General features: G+C 72.9%; 16 protein-coding genes and 2 pseudogenes. 9 read left to right on the forward strand and 9 right to left on the reverse strand.

Going from position 1 to position 17,509, the window contains the following annotated elements:
- Positions 1-52: 52 nt before the first annotated feature.
- Positions 53-439, reverse strand: coding sequence for a hypothetical protein (locus ABZ896_RS06960; RefSeq protein ID WP_360923083.1), 387 nt, complete (start codon positions 437-439; stop codon positions 53-55).
- Positions 440-632: 193 nt separating this feature from the next.
- Between ABZ896_RS06960 and ABZ896_RS06965 the strand changes: the two are divergent.
- A pseudogene (locus ABZ896_RS06965) lies at positions 633-839 on the forward strand (helix-turn-helix transcriptional regulator); the annotation flags it as partial.
- A gap of 9 nt (positions 840-848) precedes the next feature.
- Here the strand turns inward: ABZ896_RS06965 and ABZ896_RS06970 are convergent.
- Positions 849-1,181 (reverse strand): hypothetical protein, encoded by a 333-nt coding sequence (locus ABZ896_RS06970; RefSeq protein WP_360923193.1) that lies wholly within the window; start codon positions 1,179-1,181, stop codon positions 849-851.
- 1,008 nt (positions 1,182-2,189) lie between these two features.
- Between ABZ896_RS06970 and ABZ896_RS06975 the strand changes: the two genes are divergently transcribed.
- Positions 2,190-3,260 carry a peptidoglycan-binding protein gene (locus ABZ896_RS06975; protein WP_360923187.1) on the forward strand — a complete coding sequence of 357 codons (1,071 nt, stop codon included), beginning with the start codon at positions 2,190-2,192 and terminating at the stop codon, positions 3,258-3,260.
- Positions 3,261-3,267: 7 nt separating this feature from the next.
- Here ABZ896_RS06975 and ABZ896_RS06980 read toward each other — a convergent pair whose 3' ends face one another.
- Positions 3,268-4,692, reverse strand: a complete 1,425-nt coding sequence (locus ABZ896_RS06980; RefSeq protein WP_360923085.1) for a hypothetical protein — start codon at positions 4,690-4,692, stop codon at positions 3,268-3,270.
- A gap of 114 nt (positions 4,693-4,806) precedes the next feature.
- Between ABZ896_RS06980 and ABZ896_RS06985 the strand changes: the two genes are divergently transcribed.
- On the forward strand, positions 4,807-6,036 hold the full coding sequence (locus ABZ896_RS06985; RefSeq protein WP_360923087.1) for a molybdopterin-dependent oxidoreductase: 1,230 nt from the start codon (positions 4,807-4,809) through the stop codon (positions 6,034-6,036).
- A complete protein-coding gene (locus tag ABZ896_RS06990; RefSeq protein ID WP_360923090.1) occupies positions 6,036-6,497 on the forward strand; it encodes a hypothetical protein in 462 nt (153 codons plus the stop codon). Before ABZ896_RS06985 ends, ABZ896_RS06990 begins: the two co-directional genes overlap by 1 nt.
- Before the next feature lie 131 nt (positions 6,498-6,628).
- On the opposite strand, the pseudogene ABZ896_RS06995 reads toward ABZ896_RS06990, so the two are convergent.
- The 3 genes and pseudogenes from ABZ896_RS06995 to ABZ896_RS07005 all read right to left on the reverse strand — a co-directional run.
- Positions 6,629-7,072 (reverse strand): annotated as a pseudogene (locus ABZ896_RS06995) (methyltransferase domain-containing protein); the annotation flags it as partial.
- Positions 7,069-7,716: a TIGR04282 family arsenosugar biosynthesis glycosyltransferase gene (locus ABZ896_RS07000; protein WP_360923092.1), complete on the reverse strand. Its 648-nt coding sequence runs from the start codon at positions 7,714-7,716 to the stop codon at positions 7,069-7,071. The gene ABZ896_RS07000 and the pseudogene ABZ896_RS06995, both read right to left, overlap by 4 nt.
- Positions 7,713-8,393: a glycosyltransferase family 2 protein gene (locus tag ABZ896_RS07005; RefSeq protein ID WP_360923095.1), complete on the reverse strand. Its 681-nt coding sequence runs from the start codon at positions 8,391-8,393 to the stop codon at positions 7,713-7,715. The genes ABZ896_RS07000 and ABZ896_RS07005 overlap by 4 nt, the downstream gene beginning before the upstream one ends.
- A 249-nt stretch (positions 8,394-8,642) precedes the next feature.
- On the opposite strand from ABZ896_RS07005, the gene ABZ896_RS07010 reads away from it, so the two are divergent.
- Together ABZ896_RS07010 and ABZ896_RS07015 are read left to right on the forward strand one after the other, a co-directional pair.
- Positions 8,643-9,344, forward strand: coding sequence for a response regulator transcription factor (locus ABZ896_RS07010; protein WP_360923190.1), 702 nt, complete (start codon positions 8,643-8,645; stop codon positions 9,342-9,344).
- A gap of 3 nt (positions 9,345-9,347) precedes the next feature.
- Positions 9,348-10,463, forward strand: a complete 1,116-nt coding sequence (locus tag ABZ896_RS07015) for a HAMP domain-containing sensor histidine kinase (RefSeq protein ID WP_360923098.1) — start codon at positions 9,348-9,350, stop codon at positions 10,461-10,463.
- Between the two features lie 21 nt (positions 10,464-10,484).
- Here the strand turns inward: ABZ896_RS07015 and ABZ896_RS07020 are convergent, their stop codons facing one another.
- Positions 10,485-11,486, reverse strand: a complete 1,002-nt coding sequence (locus tag ABZ896_RS07020; RefSeq protein ID WP_360923099.1) for an NAD-dependent epimerase/dehydratase family protein — start codon at positions 11,484-11,486, stop codon at positions 10,485-10,487.
- A gap of 226 nt (positions 11,487-11,712) precedes the next feature.
- On the opposite strand from ABZ896_RS07020, the gene ABZ896_RS07025 reads away from it, so the two are divergent.
- A complete protein-coding gene (locus tag ABZ896_RS07025; RefSeq protein WP_360923102.1) occupies positions 11,713-14,757 on the forward strand; it encodes an FG-GAP-like repeat-containing protein in 3,045 nt (1,014 codons plus the stop codon).
- Between the two features lie 442 nt (positions 14,758-15,199).
- Here the strand turns inward: ABZ896_RS07025 and ABZ896_RS07030 are convergent, their stop codons facing one another.
- Entirely contained in the window at positions 15,200-15,646 is a 447-nt protein-coding gene (locus ABZ896_RS07030) for a hypothetical protein (protein WP_360923105.1), read from the reverse strand.
- Between the two features lie 46 nt (positions 15,647-15,692).
- Between ABZ896_RS07030 and ABZ896_RS07035 the strand changes: the two genes are divergently transcribed.
- Positions 15,693-16,052 carry a CAP domain-containing protein gene (locus ABZ896_RS07035; RefSeq protein WP_360923108.1) on the forward strand — a complete coding sequence of 120 codons (360 nt, stop codon included), beginning with the start codon at positions 15,693-15,695 and terminating at the stop codon, positions 16,050-16,052.
- A gap of 217 nt (positions 16,053-16,269) precedes the next feature.
- On the opposite strand, the gene ABZ896_RS07040 is transcribed toward ABZ896_RS07035, so the two are convergent.
- Positions 16,270-16,623 carry a cupin domain-containing protein gene (locus ABZ896_RS07040; RefSeq protein WP_360923111.1) on the reverse strand — a complete coding sequence of 118 codons (354 nt, stop codon included), beginning with the start codon at positions 16,621-16,623 and terminating at the stop codon, positions 16,270-16,272.
- Positions 16,624-16,721: 98 nt separating this feature from the next.
- Between ABZ896_RS07040 and ABZ896_RS07045 the strand changes: the two genes are divergently transcribed.
- Positions 16,722-17,264 (forward strand): DUF4232 domain-containing protein, encoded by a 543-nt coding sequence (locus ABZ896_RS07045; RefSeq protein ID WP_360923114.1) that lies wholly within the window; start codon positions 16,722-16,724, stop codon positions 17,262-17,264.
- The last annotated feature ends 245 nt before the right edge of the window (positions 17,265-17,509 follow it).

Here is a 17,509-nt window from a genome sequence, read left to right on the forward strand (position 1 = left end):
GCGGCCGGAATACCCCCGAGAACGACCCCGGCCGCCCGCGTCGGCGTTCCGCTCAGTAGGCGGTGGTGCCGCTGCCCGCCCGGTCGAACTGCAGGTAGAACTTGGTGCCGTCCTTGACGTCGGTGGCCGCGAGGCCCCACGTCCCGGCGGCGATCCAGCGCATCGAGTTGCAGTAGTTGTCGCCGCTCGTGGGCGCGAAGCAGGTCTGCACGTAGGTGCCGCTGCTCGGCTTCACGTTGATGTCGGCGCAGTTGGAGGTGGTGGTGGCGTAGGACGGGGCCTTGGGCCAGCTGTTGTAGGAGTCCGTGCTGTAGCTCTTGGCGCTGCCGTAACAGGACTCGGCCGCGGCGTTGGCGGTGGCGGTGGTGACGGCGGTGAGACCGCCCGCGGTCAGGACGACGGTGGCCAGCATGCCGGCGGCACGGGAGCGGATGAACATGTTTCCCCTTGTGGATCGTGTGGTCGGTGGTTCGTTGCGGCGCCGACGCTGGCAGGGTGCGCCGGCGCCTGGCAACGGATCGGCGTCCGGTGGGATGCTGGGACGCCGTAACGGGTGATGACCTTGTATTTCTGTAGGCCCGCTGGGACACCGCTGGGACACCGGTGGGACACGGCGACGGCGGAAGGCGGCCATGGGAGCGCAGCCCGTGGAGTTCGAGGCGTTCGCGGCCTGTCTGCGGGCGCTCAAGGAGAGGGCCGGTCTCAGCTACGGGGCGCTGGCCCGGCAGACCGCGATCAGCAGCTCCAGCCTGCACCGGTACTGCTCCGGCTCGTACGTCCCCCAGGACTACGGCCCGGCCCACCGCTTCGCGAAATCCTGCGGAGCCTCCCCGGAAGAACTCCGCCGATTACACCGCCTGTGGGCCCTGGCGGACGCGGCCCGAGAACCGGTGAGGGGAGGCCGGGGCGACGAGCGGGGGGTCGGCGGGGGCGCCGAGTCCGGCGTGGGCGGGGGTGTGGGCCCGGGCGGGGGCGGGGGTGTCGGCCAAGGTGTTGGCGGAAGCGTCAATCCGGGCGTGGGCGGGGGTGTCGGCCCGGGCGCTGGTGGAGGTGCCAATTCGGGCGTGGGCGGGGGTGTCGGCCCGGGCGCTGGTGGAGGTGCCAATTCGGGCGTGGGCGGAGGTGTCGGCCAAGGCGTTGGTGGAGGCGGCGACTCGGGTGCGGCCGGAGGTGTCGGCCAACGTGTTGGTGGAGGCGGCGACTCGGGTGTCGGGCTCGGTGTTGGTCCGGACGTCGGCTATGGCGTCGGTGGAGGCGTCGGCCCCGGCTTCGGCTACGGCGTCGGGCAGGGCGGGGGCCGAGGAGCGGGTGTGGCTTCGGAGGCTGATCCGGCTTCGGGTTCGGCTCCGACTGCTGCTGCTGCTGCCGCCGCTGCCTCCGCTTCCGCCTCCGCCACGGGACCGGTCCTAGGCCCGACGGCTTCGCCCGCCTCGCACTCGCCCTCGGTCGCGGGGCCGACGGCGTCGCCCGTTCCGGACTCCGGTCTGGCCCCGATATCCGAACCGGCCCCCGGTCTGGCTGCCGGTGCCATATCCGCCCCCGGCCCAGCCTCGGATCCGAGCGCGCCCGCATTCCCGCCCGTCCCCGGTTCGGCCTCGGATCCGAGCGCGCCCGCATTCCCGCCCGTCCCCGGTTCGGCCTCGGATCCGACCGCGCCCGCATCCCCGCCCGTCCTCGGCCTAGCCCCGAGCGCGGCTGTATCCCCGTCCGTCCTCGGCCCAGCCCCGGACCCGATTGCGGCCGTATTCCCGTCCGCCCCTGGCTCGGCCTCGGACCCGATTGCGGCCGTATCCCCGTCCGTCCTCGGCCAAGTCTCGGATCCGATCGCGGCCGTACCCTCGTCCGCCCCTGGCTCGGCCTCGGATCCGACTGCGGCCGTATCCCCGTCCGTCCCCGGCCCAGCCCCGAGCGCGGCCGTACCCCTGTCCGTCCTCGGCCAAGTCTCGGATCCGACCGCGGCCGTACCCTCGTCCGCCTCCGGCCAAGTCTCGGATCCGGCCGCGGCCGTCTCTCCCGCCGTCCCCGGCTCGGCCTTCGGCCCGGCCGCGGCCGTATCCCCCTCCGTCCCGGGCCCGGCCCCCGGTCCGACCGCGGCCGCCCCCTCCACCCCCGCCCCCGCCCCGGCCGCCCCGCCCCTCCGTCCCCCCTGGCACCGCAGGCGGTCCTCCGTTCTTGTTGTTGTTCTGCTTGTGTTGACCTTGGGGGCCTCCGCGTGGGGGATCACGGCTGGTGGCGGGTCCGCCGGAGGCGCCGCGCGGCCGTTGTTGGGTGGGGCGTGCAAGGGGACCGTCTCCATCGGGCAGCGCGGTTCCTGCGTACGGGAGGTGCAGCGGCTGTTGGCGAAGGCGGGGGCCAAGCTCGGCGTGGACGGCGAGTTCGGGCCGGAGACCCTGCGTCGGGTGACCGCCTTCCAGGTGCTGTCCCGCATCCCCGTCACCGGCACCGTCGGCGAGCAGACGAAGAAGGCCCTCTACGCACCGAAGATCCGTATGGACACCTGGTCGCAGGACCAGGTCCGCCGGCGCATCCGCGAGGTCTTCACCGAGACCCCCGACCTCGCCGTCGCGATCGCCGACTGCCAGTCCTTCCTCGACCCGCTGCACATCCTGCCCAACACCGACGGCACCCGGAACTGGGGCGTCTTCCAGATCTCCGACGCCACGCTGCGCAGCCTCGACGGCACCCCGCTGGACGCCCTGGACCCGGAGTGGAACATCCAGGCCGCGCACCGCCTGTGGAGCCGCGCGCAGAACTTCGACGACTGGCCGAACTGCGAGCGCGCGGCCGCACCGCGGACCACGGGACCGTCCCTCCTGCCCGCGCCGACGGACGGCACCCGCCCGGCCGCCCCCGACCCGAGCCCCACCCCCACCCCGTCCCCGGCCGCCGCCAACTGCCCCGCGCCGGGACAGCGGTTCAGCATGCCCGGCGAGGACCGGGTGTACCTGGTCGGCCCCGGCAGCCGGCTGTACTACGTCCCCGACCAGACCGTCTACTTCAACCTCTGGGCTGACTGGAACGGCGTCGCCGCGATCGACGGCGACATCTTCGGCAAGTGCGGCTGGACCGAGGCCCGTGAACTGGCCGACGCGCACCTGGCCAGAACGAGCGGCGACTCACCGACGTACATCTGGGACGCCTGGTACGGCTACCGCCGGATCCCGAGCAGGGCAGCGCTGAACACCTACGCCTTCGCCACGTCGAAGATCCAGACCCGCTCGTCCCTGACCCCGGTCGACAGCAAGCACCCCTGGGGGTGAGCCTCCGTCACCACACGGTCAGCAGCAGGTGGTTGAGGAGCAGCGCGAGCACCGCCTGGGCGGCGAGCCAGGCCCGGGCGCCGCCCAGGAGCGCGCACGCGGGCAGCAGCCACACCGCGAAGGGCAGCCAGATGCGTTCCGTCTCCGCCTTGCTCATACCGGACAGGTCGGCGACCAGCAACGCGAGAAGTGCGGCGGCCACAAGCACGCAGAGCCGCACCTCGGGGCCCGAACTCAGGCCCCGGAACACCCCGGCCCCGCCCCGCCGCAGCCGCCCACCAACCTCACGCGCCCCCGCGCCGACTCCACGCGGCCCCGCACCAGCCCCACGCGCCCCCACCCCGGCCCCCCACAACCCCCCTCCCACCCGCCGCACCCCCGCCACCGTCGCCAACCCCGTGATGCACACCGTGCACGCCAGGTTGGCCCAGACCCAGTAGCCGTAGGGGCGGGTGCCGCCCGCGCCCTGGTGGTAGCGGGTGACCAGGAGCCGGTACGCCTCCCACCAGTCGAACCCGGCGAGCGTGAACACCGCCGGGACCACGGCCAGGCCGGCGAGCAGCGGCACCAAGAGGACCGGCCGCTCCCGTACCCCGCGACGCCCGAGCAGCAGCACCGCCGCCGCGACGAGGGCGATGAGCGTCAGGCCGTAGGAGAGATAGCAGGTGAGGCCGGAGAGCAGGCCGGACGCCCCCGCCCACCACAGGGACCGTCCCGTGACCGCCAGTGCCAGCAGCGCCACCGCCCACGCCGCCACCGCCGCGAAGTACGCGTCCGCCGACGTGCCCATCCACACCGCGGCCGGGGCCAGGACGAGGAAGGGGGCCGCCCGGCGCGCGAGCCGCTCGTCGGCCAGCGCGCGGAGCGTGACCAGCACCGCCACACAGGCCGTCGCCCCGACGCAGATGCACCACACCCCGGCCCAGCCCCCGCCCCGCAGCCCGATCCGGTCGAGCAGGACGAAGGTGAGCGTGGCCGCGGGCGGATGCCCGGCGACATGGGGAGGCCAGTTGTCGGGGGAGCCGATCAGGATGTGCCCGGTGAACGTCCGCAGCGTGGCCGGGATGTCGTGGAAGCGGTCGATGACCTGGAGGTACTCATAGCGGGTGGTGAGCCGGCGGGCGACGCCCCGGTGCCAGCCGTCGACGAGGGCGAGGGAGAAGATCCACGCCGTGGCCGTGCCCCAGGCCAGGGGCAGCAGCGCCCGCCAGGGGAGGCGGGCGGCGAGGGCGGGGCCGTACGCCACGGTCGCGGCCGCCACCAGGACGGCGGCCGGGGTGCCGGGACCCACGTGCGGGTCCCAGGAGGCGAGCAGCGGGGGCCAGCCGGCGAGCACCTTGTCCTGGATCGGGCGGCCGACCAGTACGGCGGCGGTCACCAGGAGTACGGCGGCGCCGACGGCGTACAGATCACGGCGGAGGGAGCGGTTCACGCCGGGAACGCTAGGCCGACACGGCGGGCGCGGACCCTGATCAGGGCCGGACGTCAGCGTTTCGTCATGGGTCGCGCACCCTTTCTTGGGGCTTTCGCGGCCTACGTTCGGGCCATGAGCCGGTCTCCTTCCTCACCCGCCTTCTGGCGCAGCCCGCTGCGCGGCCCCTGGTTCACCTCCGTCCTCGGGCTCGTCCTGCTCGTCGGCATCACGGTCCTCTTCGTGACGGGCCTGGTCTCCTACGCCGCCTACAACCCGGATCTGTCGCCGGTGAACGACAAGACCCCCGACAAGGGGATCCTCGGCTTCTACCTCTTCGCCTGGCCGACCGACCCGCACTGGCTGTACCGGCTCACCCAGGGCGTCCATGTCACCCTCGGCATCACCCTGATCCCGGTCCTGCTCGCCAAGCTGTGGTCCGTGATCCCGAGGCTGTTCGCGCTGCCCCCGGCCCGCTCCCTCGCCCACGCCCTGGAACGCGTCTCGCTGCTGCTCCTGGTGGGCGGCGCGCTCTTCGAGTTCGTGACCGGGGTGCTCAACGTCCAGCTGGACTACGTCTTCCCGGGCTCCTTCTACCGGCTGCACTTCTACGGCGCGTGGGTGTTCTTCGCCGCGTTCGTCGTGCACGCGCTGCTGAAGACGCCCGCGGCCCTGCGCAACCTGCGGCAACTCAAAGACGGGGAAGGCGAGTTGACCGCCCCGCGCCCCGACCCGCCCACGGTCTCCCGGCGCGGCGCCCTGTGGTTCGTCGGCGGCGGCTCGCTGCTGCTCTTCGCTACGACGGCCGGGCGGAGCTTCGACGGACCGCTGAGGCGTACGGCCCTGCTCGCCCCGCACGGCGGCGCCGAGCCCGGCACCGGCCCGAACGGTTTCCAGATCAACAAGACCGCCGCGTACGCCGGGATCGATCCGGCCGAGACGGGCGAGGAGGCGTGGCGGCTCGTGGTGACGGGACGGACGGGGACGGTCCGGCTGAGCCGCGCCGACCTGCTCCAACTCCCGCTCCACAGCTCGGCGTTGCCCATCGCCTGCGTAGAGGGGTGGTCGACCTCCGACCAGTGGTGGCGAGGGGTACGACTGCGGGACCTCGCCGCGCTCGTCGGGTACGGGCAGCACGACGACCTGCCGGACGTCTTCGTCGAGTCCCTCCAACGGCACGGGTCGTTCCGCAAGGCCGCCCTGCGCGCCAACCAGGTCGCCGACCCGCGCTCCCTGCTCGCCCTGTACGTCAACGGCGAGGAACTGTCCCCCGATCACGGCCACCCGGCCCGGATCATCGTCCCCGCCGCGCCCGGAGTGCTCAACACCAAGTGGGTGGCCCGACTGACCTTCGGAGACCTGTGATGCGGATGCGTGTCGGCAGCCCCCTTCAACTCCTGTTGCTCGTCTGCTCGTTCACCCTCGCCGCCTACGCGGGTCTACGGCTGCTCTCCCGCGACTGGTTCGGTGTCGCGCTGTGGTTCGTGGGCGCGGCCCTGCTGCACGACCTCGTGCTGCTGCCGGTGTACGCGGCGGCGGACCGGGCGCTCGTACGGGGGCTCGGGGCGCGTCGGGAGTGGGCGCCGTACGTGCGGGTGCCGACGGCGCTCTCCGGGCTGCTGCTTCTCGTGTGGTTCCCGCTGATCAGCGGGGCGGTGGACCGGCGTTACCGGTCCGCGGCGGGGCTGTCGGCGGACGGGTTCGCGGCTCGCTGGCTGCTGATCACGGCCCTGTTGTTCGGGGGCTCGGCACTGGTGCTGGTGCTGCGGGTGCGGTGGCTGCGGTTGCGCAGGGCGACGAAGCGGCGGCCTCCGGCGGTCCACTGAGTTTCCGTCTCCCATCCCTGGGCGTACCGGAGCAGGGCCTCCGTGCCGAGGCGCGCCCAGGGGAAGGGGGTGCCGGTGGCCGTGTGGGCGTCGGCGAGGTGGACGTGGACGCGTTCGTCGATGTCCACGGGGGCGGTCTCGGCGAGCAACAGGCCGCCGGGGTGGAGGAGTTCGGCCGTTCTGTGGAGCAGGGCGCTCGGGTCGCCGCCGATGCCCACGTTGCCGTCCATCAGGAGGACCGTGTCCCAGCGGCCCTCGCCGGGGAGGTTGTCGAAGACGGAGCGGTGGAGGGCGATCGCGCCGAGTTGGGTGGTGCGGGTGACGGCGGTTTCGTTGATGTCGATGCCGAGGGTCTGGTGGCCGCGGGTGGAGAGTTCCGCGGTGAGTCTTCCCGGGCCGCAGCCGATGTCCAGGACCGTGCCCTCGCAGTGGTCCAGTACTGCTTGGTCCACCTCGTCCGGCTTGGCGCACCAGCGTTCCACCTCCAGGGGGAGGAGCCAGCCGTCTGTTCGGCGGAGGTAGAGGGGGCCTCTTCCGGTGCGGAGGGCTGTGGTGTAGGGGTCGGCGGTTGTCATGTGGCTGCGGCCCGGTGGGGGCTGGTCGCGCAGTTCCCCGCGCCCCTAAAAGATGCCAACCTCGTCGCGAAGTGACCTTGCGGTACGAAGCGTGCCACTGCCTCCGCGTCCGCTGCCGTGTCCACGTCCCGGAGGTGCGGTAGGTCTCGTACTCGTAGGCCCGCTGCGACCAGTCGTTGGCGCTGTACCGCTCCCGTCACCGGTGTCGACATCGGTACGCCCCTCAGCAGAGTCGGGTCCGGGGTTGCCAGGCCCAACGCCCAGAAGCCGCCGTCCTCCGCCGGGCCGAAGTACGCGTCGGTGGCTGTGAAGTCTGTTGTCAGGAGCGCCGGTGTCACTTGGGGGGTGTCCATGCCGATCAGCAGGGTCGGGCCGGTGCACCCCGCGAAGGCGTGCGCCAGGCGCTCGTCCAGGCCGCCTCCGCACTGGCGTACGACCTCGAAGCCGGGCGGCAGCCAGGGGCCCGGCTCGCCTTCCAGGACCAGGACCCGGCGGGTGGCCGGGGTCGCGGCGACCGTCTCCAGGGTGTCCCTGAGGGACGCCTCCGCCAGGGACGCGGCCTCCTCGGGGGTGAACGGCGGGGTGAGGCGGGTCTTGACCCGGCCCGGGCGGGGTTCCTTGGCGATCACCAGGAGCGTGGTCATCGGGTGGCCGTCCCTTCCGCCAGAACGCGGCTCATGTCGCGGACCGCCTGCCAGGTGCCGCGCCAGGTGCCCGTCACCTTCGAGGCCCCGGTGCGGGGCAGGTACGGCACGTCGTGCTCGGCGATCCGCCAGCCGGCGTCGGCCGCGCGGACGACCATCTGGAGCGGGTAGCCGCTGCGCCGGTCGGTGAGGCCGAGGGCGAGCAGCCGCTCGCGGCGGGCGGCGCGCAGCGGGCCGAGGTCGTGCAGGCGCAGGCCGGTGCGGCGGCGCAGCATCCGGGCGAGGGCGAGGTTGCCGGCGCGGGCGTGCGCGGGCCAGGTGCCACGGCCTTGCGGGCGCCGGCGGCCGAGTACCAGGTCGGCTTCGCCGTCGTGGATCTCGCGGACGAAGGGGACCAGGAGCGCCGGGTCCAGGGAGGCGTCGCAGTCGCAGAAGCACACGACCTCGGCGGTGGCCGCCGTCAGCCCGGCGTGGCAGGCGGCGCCGAAGCCCCGGCGCGGTTCGTGCACGACCGTCGCGCCGAGCGCGCGGGCGACCTGGTCGGAGCCGTCGGTGGAGCCGTTGTCGACGACGAGGGCGCGCCAGCCCGGCGGGATCCGGCTCAGGACCCAGGGCAGGGCCTCGGCCTCGTCCAGACAGGGCAGCACCACGTCGACGTCGGAAGGTGTCGTCGTCACGGTTTCACCCTACGAACGCGAATCGGGCATAGCGGACTTCCGTTCCTTACGAAACGCGGACGTCAGGGGCGGGGGAGGGGTCCGGGCAGGGCGGCGGAGGGTCTCCGGTGCCAGGCTGGAGACATGCAGCAGCCGAACGCCGAAGGCGGCCCCTCCCGGATCCCGGACACCGAGGGTGGTCCCTCCCGGATGCCGAGCACCGAAGGCGGCCCCTCCCGGATCCCGGACGCCGAGAGTGGTCCCTCCCGGATGCCGAGCACCGAAGGCGGTTCCCCCCGGATCCTGGTCGTCGACGACGATCCGACCGTCGCCGAGGTCGTCGCCGGGTACCTGGACCGCGCGGGGTACGTCGTCGACCGCGCCGACGACGGTCCGACCGCCCTCACCCGGGCCGCCGCCCACTGGCCGGACCTGGTCGTCCTCGACCTGATGCTGCCCGGCATGGACGGCCTGGAGGTGTGCCGCCGGATGCGCGGGCACGGGCCGGTCCCGGTGATCATGCTCACCGCCCGCGGCGACGAGGACGACCGCATCCTGGGCCTGGAGGTCGGCGCCGACGACTACGTCACCAAGCCGTTCAGCCCGCGCGAGCTGGTGCTGCGCGTGGAGTCGGTGCTGCGCCGCAGCAGGCCCGCCACCGGCGGGGAGCGGCTGGGCGCGGCCGGTCTGACGGTCGACCCGGCGGCCCGCCGGGCCACCAAGGACGGCACCGAACTCGCCCTCACCCTCCGGGAGTTCGACCTGCTCTCGTTCTTCCTGCGGCACCCTGGGCGGGCGTTCGGGCGCGAGGACCTCATGCGCGAGGTGTGGGGCTGGGACTTCGGCGACCTGTCCACCGTCACGGTCCACATCCGCCGGCTGCGCGGCAAGGTCGAGGACGACCCGGCCCGGCCCCGGCTCATCCAGACCGTGTGGGGCGTGGGCTACCGCTTCGAACCGGGAGGTGAGTGAGCCGTGGGGGACACCTTCCTCATCGCGGTCTACGCCTTCGTCGGCGCCGCCGCCAGCGGGCTGGCCGGGGCCGCCGTACTGCGCGTGATCCGCCGCCGCTCGCTGACCGCGTCCCTCGCGGTGGTCGCGGCGGTCGGGGTCGTCGCGATGCTCGCGGGCACGCTCGCCGTGGCGTGGGCGATGTTCCTGTCCCCGCACGATCTGACCGTCGTCACCACGGTCGTCGCCATGGCGGCCGTGGTCTCGCTGGCCACCGCGCTGCTGCTGGGCCGCTGGGTGGTCGCCCGCAGCCGTGAACTCGCCCGCGCGGCCCGCTCGTTCGGCGACGGCGGAAGCTTCTCCGCGCCCGAGGAACCGGCGACCGCCGAACTGGAGTCCCTGAGCCGCGAGTTGGCCGCCACCAGCGCCAGGCTCGCCGAATCCCGGGAGCGGGAGCGGGCGTTGGAGACGTCCCGGCGCGAGCTGGTCGCCTGGATCTCGCACGACCTGCGGACCCCGCTCGCCGGGCTGCGCGCCATGTCGGAGGCGCTGGAGGACGGGGTCGCCGCCGACCCCGCCCGCTATCTGCGCCAGATCCGCACCGAGGTCGATCGGCTGAACGGCATGGTCGGCGACCTCTTCGAACTCTCCCGCATCCACGCGGGCACGTTGCCGCTCAGCCTGAGCCGGATCTCCCTCTACGACCTCGTGGGCGACGCGCTCGCGGGCGCCGACCCGCTGGCCCGCGAGTACGGGGTGCGGCTGGTCGGCGACCGGGTCGAGGCGCTGCCGGTCGAGGTCGACGGCAAGGAGATGAGCCGGGTGCTGGGCAACCTGCTGGTCAACGCGATCCGGCGGACCCCGGCGGACGGCACGGTCGCGATCGCCGCCGAGCGCGGCCCCGACGGCGCGGTGGTCCTGTCGGTGACGGACGCCTGCGGCGGCATCCCCGAGGACGACCTCCCCCGCGTCTTCGACACCGGCTGGCGCGGCACCCACGCCCGAACTCCCCCCGCGGGAGCGGGACTCGGCCTCGCGATCGTCCGGGGCATCGTCGAGGCCCACCAGGGCCGGGCGACCGTACGCAACATCCCGGGCGGCTGCCGGTTCGAGGTGGTGCTGCCCGCGGCCGCTTCATGAAAGCGGGCAGCACCACCGGCTCTAGGCCCCCCTCATCCCCGCCGTCGCGAACTCCCGCATCCCGTCCGCGAATCCCACCTCCGGCTTCCAGCCCAACTCGGCCCGCAGCCGCGACGAGTCCGCCGTGATGTGGCGTACGTCGCCCAGGCGGTACTCGCCCGTGACGACCGGCGCGGGGCCGCCGCAGGCCGCTGCCAGCGCCACGGCCATCTCGCCCACCGTGTGCGGATCCCCGCTCCCCGTGTTGTACACGGCGAGCACACCCGGGTCCGGCGAAGCCTCCAGCGCAGCCACATTCGCCCCCGCCACATCCCGTACATGCACGAAGTCCCGCCGCTGCCCCCCGTCCTCGAACACCCGAGGCGCCTCGCCGCGCGCCAGCGCGGACCGGAAGAACGAGGCGACCCCGGCGTACGGCGTGTCGCGCGGCATCCGCGGCCCGTACACGTTGTGGTAGCGCAGCGACACCGCCGAACCCCCGGTGCAGCGGGCCCAGGACGCGGCCAGGTGCTCCTGCGCGAGCTTGGTCGTCGCGTACACGTTGCGCGGGTCGACCGGGGCGTCCTCCCCGACGAGCCCGGGCGCCAGCTCCGCCCCGCACACCGGGCACGGCGGCTCGAACCGGCCCGCGTCGAGATCGGCGACGGCACGGGGGCCGGGCCGTACGACTCCGTGGCGCGGGCACTCGTAGCGCCCCTCGCCGTACACGACCATCGACCCGGCCAGCACCAGACGCCGTACACCCGACTCCGCCATCGCGGCGAGCAGGACGGCGGTGCCGACGTCGTTGTGGGAGGCGTACTCCGCCGCGTCGGCGACCCCGTTGCCGAGCCCGACCTTGGCGGCCTGATGGCACACCGCGTCCACCCCGGCGAGCGCGCGACCGACCGCCTCCGGATCCCGTACGTCCGCGCCGGGATCCTCCCGCAGGTCGAACCCGACCGGCTCGTGCCCGCGCGCTGCCAGCGCCTCGACGACATGGGACCCGATGAACCCGGCACCGCCGGTGACCAGTACTCGCATACGGCCACGCTAGGTTCGCGGAGCCCTCGTGGCTCGTGCCCGCGCCCCCACGTCATGACTCCGTAAGACGCGCGGGCCGGGTGATCGACAGCCAGTGCTAGCCTCGTGCAGCTGTGCATGGGGGGACGGCCGGGGGGCCGGCTGCATTCCACGGTTCTTGAGACGCGCGCGCCTCTCGTCCTGCCCTGCCCCGCCTCCGTTCCGACCAGAGGCCCAGGAGCCGACGTTGGCCAGACGTACCGCCGCCCGTGGGGTCACCGCCGCAGTGGCGGTCCTCGCCGTGACCGCAGGGTTCGGCCCGCTCGCCGTCCCCGCCGCCGCCTCCGGTACGGCCCTTGCCGCGGAGAAGGTCTTCCAGTCCGACCGGTACGTCCCGCGCGCCGACCGGATCCGCAGCGCGGGCCCGAGCGGCTATCTGCACGCCCAGGAAGGCCGTTCCGGCTACCTGTGGACGTCGTACGCCAGCGGCGAGACGACCGAACTGGGCGACCTGCCCTCCCTGGAGATGCCCGCCTACCTGGGCTCGTCGTCCGACGTCGTCGCCGAGGTCGTCTCGCCCACCGAGAAGGTCGTCCTCCGGGACATGGCCGCCGGCACCAGCACCGAGGTCGCCCTCACCCACGGCACCTACTGGGCCACCTTCGGCACCCATGTGCTCACCCAGGCCCGGGACGCCGACGGCGACCGCGTGCTCTGGCTCTACGGCGACGGTGCACCCGCCGAAGGCACCACGGTCGACGGCTGGCCGACCGGGATCACCTCCAACTTCACCGTCCTGGGCGGCGACAGCACCACCGCCGTCCTCGCCTACGCGCAGCCGAACGGCATGCACCACCTGCTGTTGGTCGACCTGGCCACCGCGAAGGTCACCGGCGACGTGACCCTGAACGTCGTGCCGACCGGCGTCGCGCTGAGCGCGGACCGGCTGGTGTGGTGGTCCGGCGCCTGGTCGGCCCACGTCCTGGACCGCGCCGACCTCTCCACCCCCGGTACGGCGCTGACGCTGCCCGGCACCGAGGGCACCCCGTCCGTGGGCATCGCCGGGAACTGGCTGGTCGTGGCCCGTTCCGTGCCGGCCAGTCCGCGGGACTGGGTCGACAAGTCCGGCGAGCGGCTGATGGCCGTACCCCTGACGGGCGGCGACCCCGTCACCCTGCTCCGGCACGCGAACACCTCCCTCGTCCCCGCGCCGGACGGCGGTCTGCTGGCCGTGGGCGGCACCGACTCCGGCGACTGGGCGGTGCGCCGGTTCACCGACACGGGGGCCGCCGCCCCGGCGCCGACCGAGCTGACCGCCGTACCGCCGGTGGCAGCGCGGATCGACCGGCTGTCGCTGCGGAACGGCACGCTGGCCACCGACGAGGCCGACGCCAGTTTCATGGGCGCCTACTACACCCGGCCGATCGCCGCCGACGGCACGCCGGGCTCGCCGACCTGGCAGAGCTGGGACAACCGTGGCACGGGCCCGTACGCCACCGGGGACGGCCGCGCGGTGACGTTCACCGCCGGCGGCGACCCCGACGGCTCGTACGTCCAGTCCGTCCAGCAGAACGACTCGGCGGGGTTCTTCCGGGTGCCCTCGACCGCCGGATCCCTCCTCGACGTCACCGGCCGCTACGCGATCGTCAACGGCACCTCCCCGGCCAAGCAGTACGTCGGCGACCTCGGCGTGCACTCCGACCTCCAGCCGATCGTCACCCGCTCGGTCACGGCCGCCTCCGTCTGGGGCACCAGGCTGTGGACGCCGGGCTCGGGCACCGGTGTCGTCACCGCGAAGGACCTGAAGACCGGCAAGGTCACCGACACCGTCGCCACCGGCGCCCCGTGCGTCCCCAAGGAGCTTCAGGCGGTGGGCCGTTGGGTCTACTGGTCCTGCGGCCCGACCGCGAAGGCGGGGGTGTGGGACCGTACGGCGAAGAAGAACATCGCCGTCCCCTCCGGCGAGGCCCTGCTGGGCGACGGCTATGTCGTACGGCACGACACCGCGGCCGGCGCCCTGCTCCTCACCTCCTTCGCCGACGGCACCGCGACGACCCGGAAGATCGGCGACCTCGCGGCGGGCGGGTCGAGCCTGCGCGGGGTGACGTGGACCGTGGACAAGTTCGGCGGGCCCGTGGCCTACGTCGACGCGGACCGGCGGATCCACCTGGTGCCCAGCGGGGCCGCCACCCAGGCGCTCGGGGTGATCGAGTCCGAGGTGACCTCCGAGATGGGCCAGGACTGGTGGTGGCAGTGGCGCGGCCTGCTGTCCAAGCCCGCGGCCTCCTGGAAGGCCACGTTCACCGACAAGGCCACGGGCGCGGTGGTCCGTACGCTCTCCGGCGGCGAGGTGTCGGGCAATGTGGCCGTGCGGTGGGACGGGCGCGACGGCAAGGGCGCATACGTCCCCAACGGCACGTACACCCTCAAGCTGACGGCGCCGCCCGCCGACGGTTCGGGGCCCGCGCTGACGGTGACCCAGACCGTGCGCGTGTCCTACGGAGCCGTCGTGCGCCGCGACTTCATCAACTACGACACCTGGGCGCCCGACGGGATCGGCGACGTGATGACCCTCAGCCCGTCCGGTGTCGTCAGCTACCGACCGGGCAACGGGACGGGCGGCATCGGCAAGGCCATTTCGGCCTCGGGCTGGCCCTCCTCGGTGACCCTGGTCCCCTTCGGCGACCTGAACGGCGACCGCCAGAACGACGTCCTCGTCCGCTTCAGCAGCGGTGAGTTGAGGGTGTACCGCACCTGGCAGGGCCAGGCCTTCCTCACCGACACCCCGCACACCTCGCTCGGCAAGGGCTGGAACCAGTACGACGTGCTGACGTCGCCGGGGGATGTGAGCGGAGACGGGCGTCCGGACCTGATCGCGCGGTCGGCTTCGACCGGCACGGTGTACCTGTACAAGGGGACGTCGGCGGGGAAGCTGTCGGCGCGGGTGAAGCTCTACGACAACTGGAAGACGTACAAGAAGATCGTGGGCGTCGGCGACTTCAACGGCGACGGCCGCCCGGACCTGCTGGCCCAGGACAAGGCCAACACCCTGTGGCGGTACGACGGCAACGGCGCCGGCGGCTTCAGGGCGCGGGTGAAGCTCGCCGCGAACTGGGGATCGTCGTACAACGTCATCGTCGGCGTCGGTGACATCACCGGCGACGGCAAGGCGGACATCGTCTCCCGGGACACCTCGGGCGCGGTGTGGCGCAACACCGGTAACGGCAAGGGGTCGTTCGGGGCCCGTACGAAGATCGCGACCGGGTGGCAGGGGTACAAGGGCGTGTTCTGACCGCACGCCTGCCCCCGGCCTTCCGGACCCCGCCTTCACCGCTCACGCTCCCCTCGCCGCTCTGTTCCGTGGATCTGCCTCTTAGTCGCCGCGGAGCGACCCGAGGTTGAAGTGATGTGCGTCACGCCGGAGTTGCCCGGTCATGGTGTGTATTGCCCCGTTGTCGATAAGTGGTAAGTGCGTCTCTCTGGGGCCGAATCGGGATGCCGCCACCGGGACCGGAAAATTCGGCCGACCGCGCGGTGTCGTGATCGCGGTCGCGAAACGTTGCGCTCCGCCTGGTCACGCGGGTGTGAAGGCGCTCGCGGAGATGTGAAGAGATCCGGATGCGTGGAGCGGGGCGTCACGGAGTGTGATCACTTTCGCGGCGAGGGGGTTCGTTGCCCACCGCGCCCGCCGGTCCACATAATGACCGGGCTCGTCGACGGGCCGTGGAAGGGAATCACTTTGCGATGGCGTTTGCCATCGAACACCGGACTACCTGATGGGGGTCACCCGTGCCCAGGCATCGCCAGAAACCGAAGCGCCGGAAGACAGCCGGTGTCATAGCCGCCGTGGTGACGGTGGGTGCCGTGGCCATTCTCGCGGCAGCCCAGGCGAGCGGCAACGGGCTGGGCGGCTGGAGCGTCGTCTCGTTCGGCTGGTGGGGCTGGGGCGGGAAGTCGGAACCAGTGGCCACCCCGAAGCCGTCCTCTTCGCCTTTCGCATCCGCGACGGCCCTGGCGTCGGCGACCTCCACCACGGCCGCGCCGACCGGCAGCCCGAGCGCCTCCGCCAGCCCCTCGCCGAGCGCGTCGCCCAAGGCGTCGAGCACCCCGAGCGCCACACCGAGTGCCGACGCGCCCGTCACGCCGTCGAGCCGCCCGAGGGCCACGGCCTTCAGCAGCACACCCACCCCCGCCGCCGCCAGCGCGGACCCGAGCGACCCGGATCAGGTGCTGACGCTCGTCAACGCCGAGCGCGCGAAGGCCGGTTGCTCGCCGCTGACCGAGAACGCCAAGCTCACCAAGGCCGCCCAGGACCACAGCCAGGACATGGCCGACCACCAGAACATGTCCCACACCGGCTCCGACGGCTCGACGTTGGCCGACCGCCTCACCCGCGTCGGCTACGCGTTCAGGACGGCGGGCGAGAACGTCGCCTACGGCTACACCTCCCCCGAGAGCGTCATGGACGGCTGGATGAACAGCCCCGGCCACAAGGCGAACATCCTCAACTGCGCCTTCAAGGAGATCGGCATCGGCCTGGCCCAGCCGGGCTACTACTGGACCCAGGACTTCGGCGCGACCTCGTAACCGGCCCGGGCCCAGGGTCTGTCCGGCGGATCAGGTCGGTCTTGAGGAACGGCGCGTCCTGGCCGCGCCGAGCGGGATCTGGTGCGTGCAGCCGCAAGGCGGGGGAGGGCGGCGACGCGACGGGGAAGTCGGCAACCGACGACAACGCGGCTGGGGTCCCCCTCTGGGGGAGCGCGTGCCAGACCCCGCGACGCCGACCTGATCCGCCGGACAGACCCTAGGCCGAGCCGGGTTCCGGGTAGGTGATCACCAGCATGGTGACGCCGTCCGGTGACGTCCACGGTCCGTGGGGCATGCCGGGCGGGCGGCACGCGTACATGCCCGCGGTGAAGGTCCGGTCGAGCGTCAGGTCGTACAGCGAGCCCTCGACGAGGTAGACCTCCTCCCAGAAGCCGTGCCGCACCACCCCACCCGCCGAACTGTCGGTCCCCGGCGCCCACCGCACGAGCACGGTCCGCGACCCCCGCCCGGCATCCTCGGCCAACACCCGCTCCTCGACCCCCGGCCCGGCGCCGGCCGGCACGCGCCATGTCCTGTCCGGGACATGGAACTCCAACTCGGGCTTACTCATTTCACACCCAACCTCCCCCGGTCGTTCCTCATCTACAGAGGCGCAGGCGCCCACTGACCCGGCGCGCCGATCCGTACCCGAGGGGAACCCGAAACGTCATGAAGAGCAAGCTGACCGTCATGGTCCTCGCGGCGGCCGTCGCCGCCGGTACCGTCGTCGCCGTCGTCCCGGCCTCCGCCGCGCCCGCCGCGGCCGGGCCGAGCCGCTGTCACACCGCAGACCTCAAGGCCGGGTTCGCCACGGGGGGCGACGCCAAGCCGGAGATGAAGCAGACCAGGAAGCAGACCCAGGCGTTCGTCTGGTTCACCAACAAGAGCCGGCACACCTGCACGCTGTCCGGCTTCGCCGGGGTCGACATGATCGGCGCCCAGAAGACCGACGGCACCTGGTCGCTGGTCCGCTCCTCCGAGAAGCCCCAGAAGATCACCCTGGAGCGGGGCGACACCGTGGACTTCAGCATCACCCTGCTCCCGGTGGCCAAGTCCACCCCGCGCAAGGAGAAGTTCGTCCCCGTGAAGTTCCTCATCACCCCGCCGAACGAGACAAAGCACTTCACCCTCAAGTGGCCCTTCGGCGGCCAGATCCTCAAGCAGGACGCAGCGACCCACCCGGCCACGTACGTCAACCCGATCGGCCAGTGACGACGCGTCACCTCATGTGGACGACGTGCCGGGAGCCGCGCCGGCCGGCGGCGGTCCGGCGCGGTTCGTCCGCGTAGCCGGTACGCACCGCGACGGAGCCACCTCCACCGCCTCCACCCCCGCCGGCATGATCCGCCGGACAGGTCCCAAGGCCGTCCCCGGACGAGCGCGGCCACCCGGCAACGCCTCTCCCGCTGACCGCGAGGCTCGTTCCCGGCAGCCCTCGCGTCCCATTCACGCGTTCC

Source organism: Streptomyces sp. NPDC047072 (genome assembly GCF_040643855.1).
GTDB lineage: Bacteria > Actinomycetota > Actinomycetes > Streptomycetales > Streptomycetaceae > Streptomyces.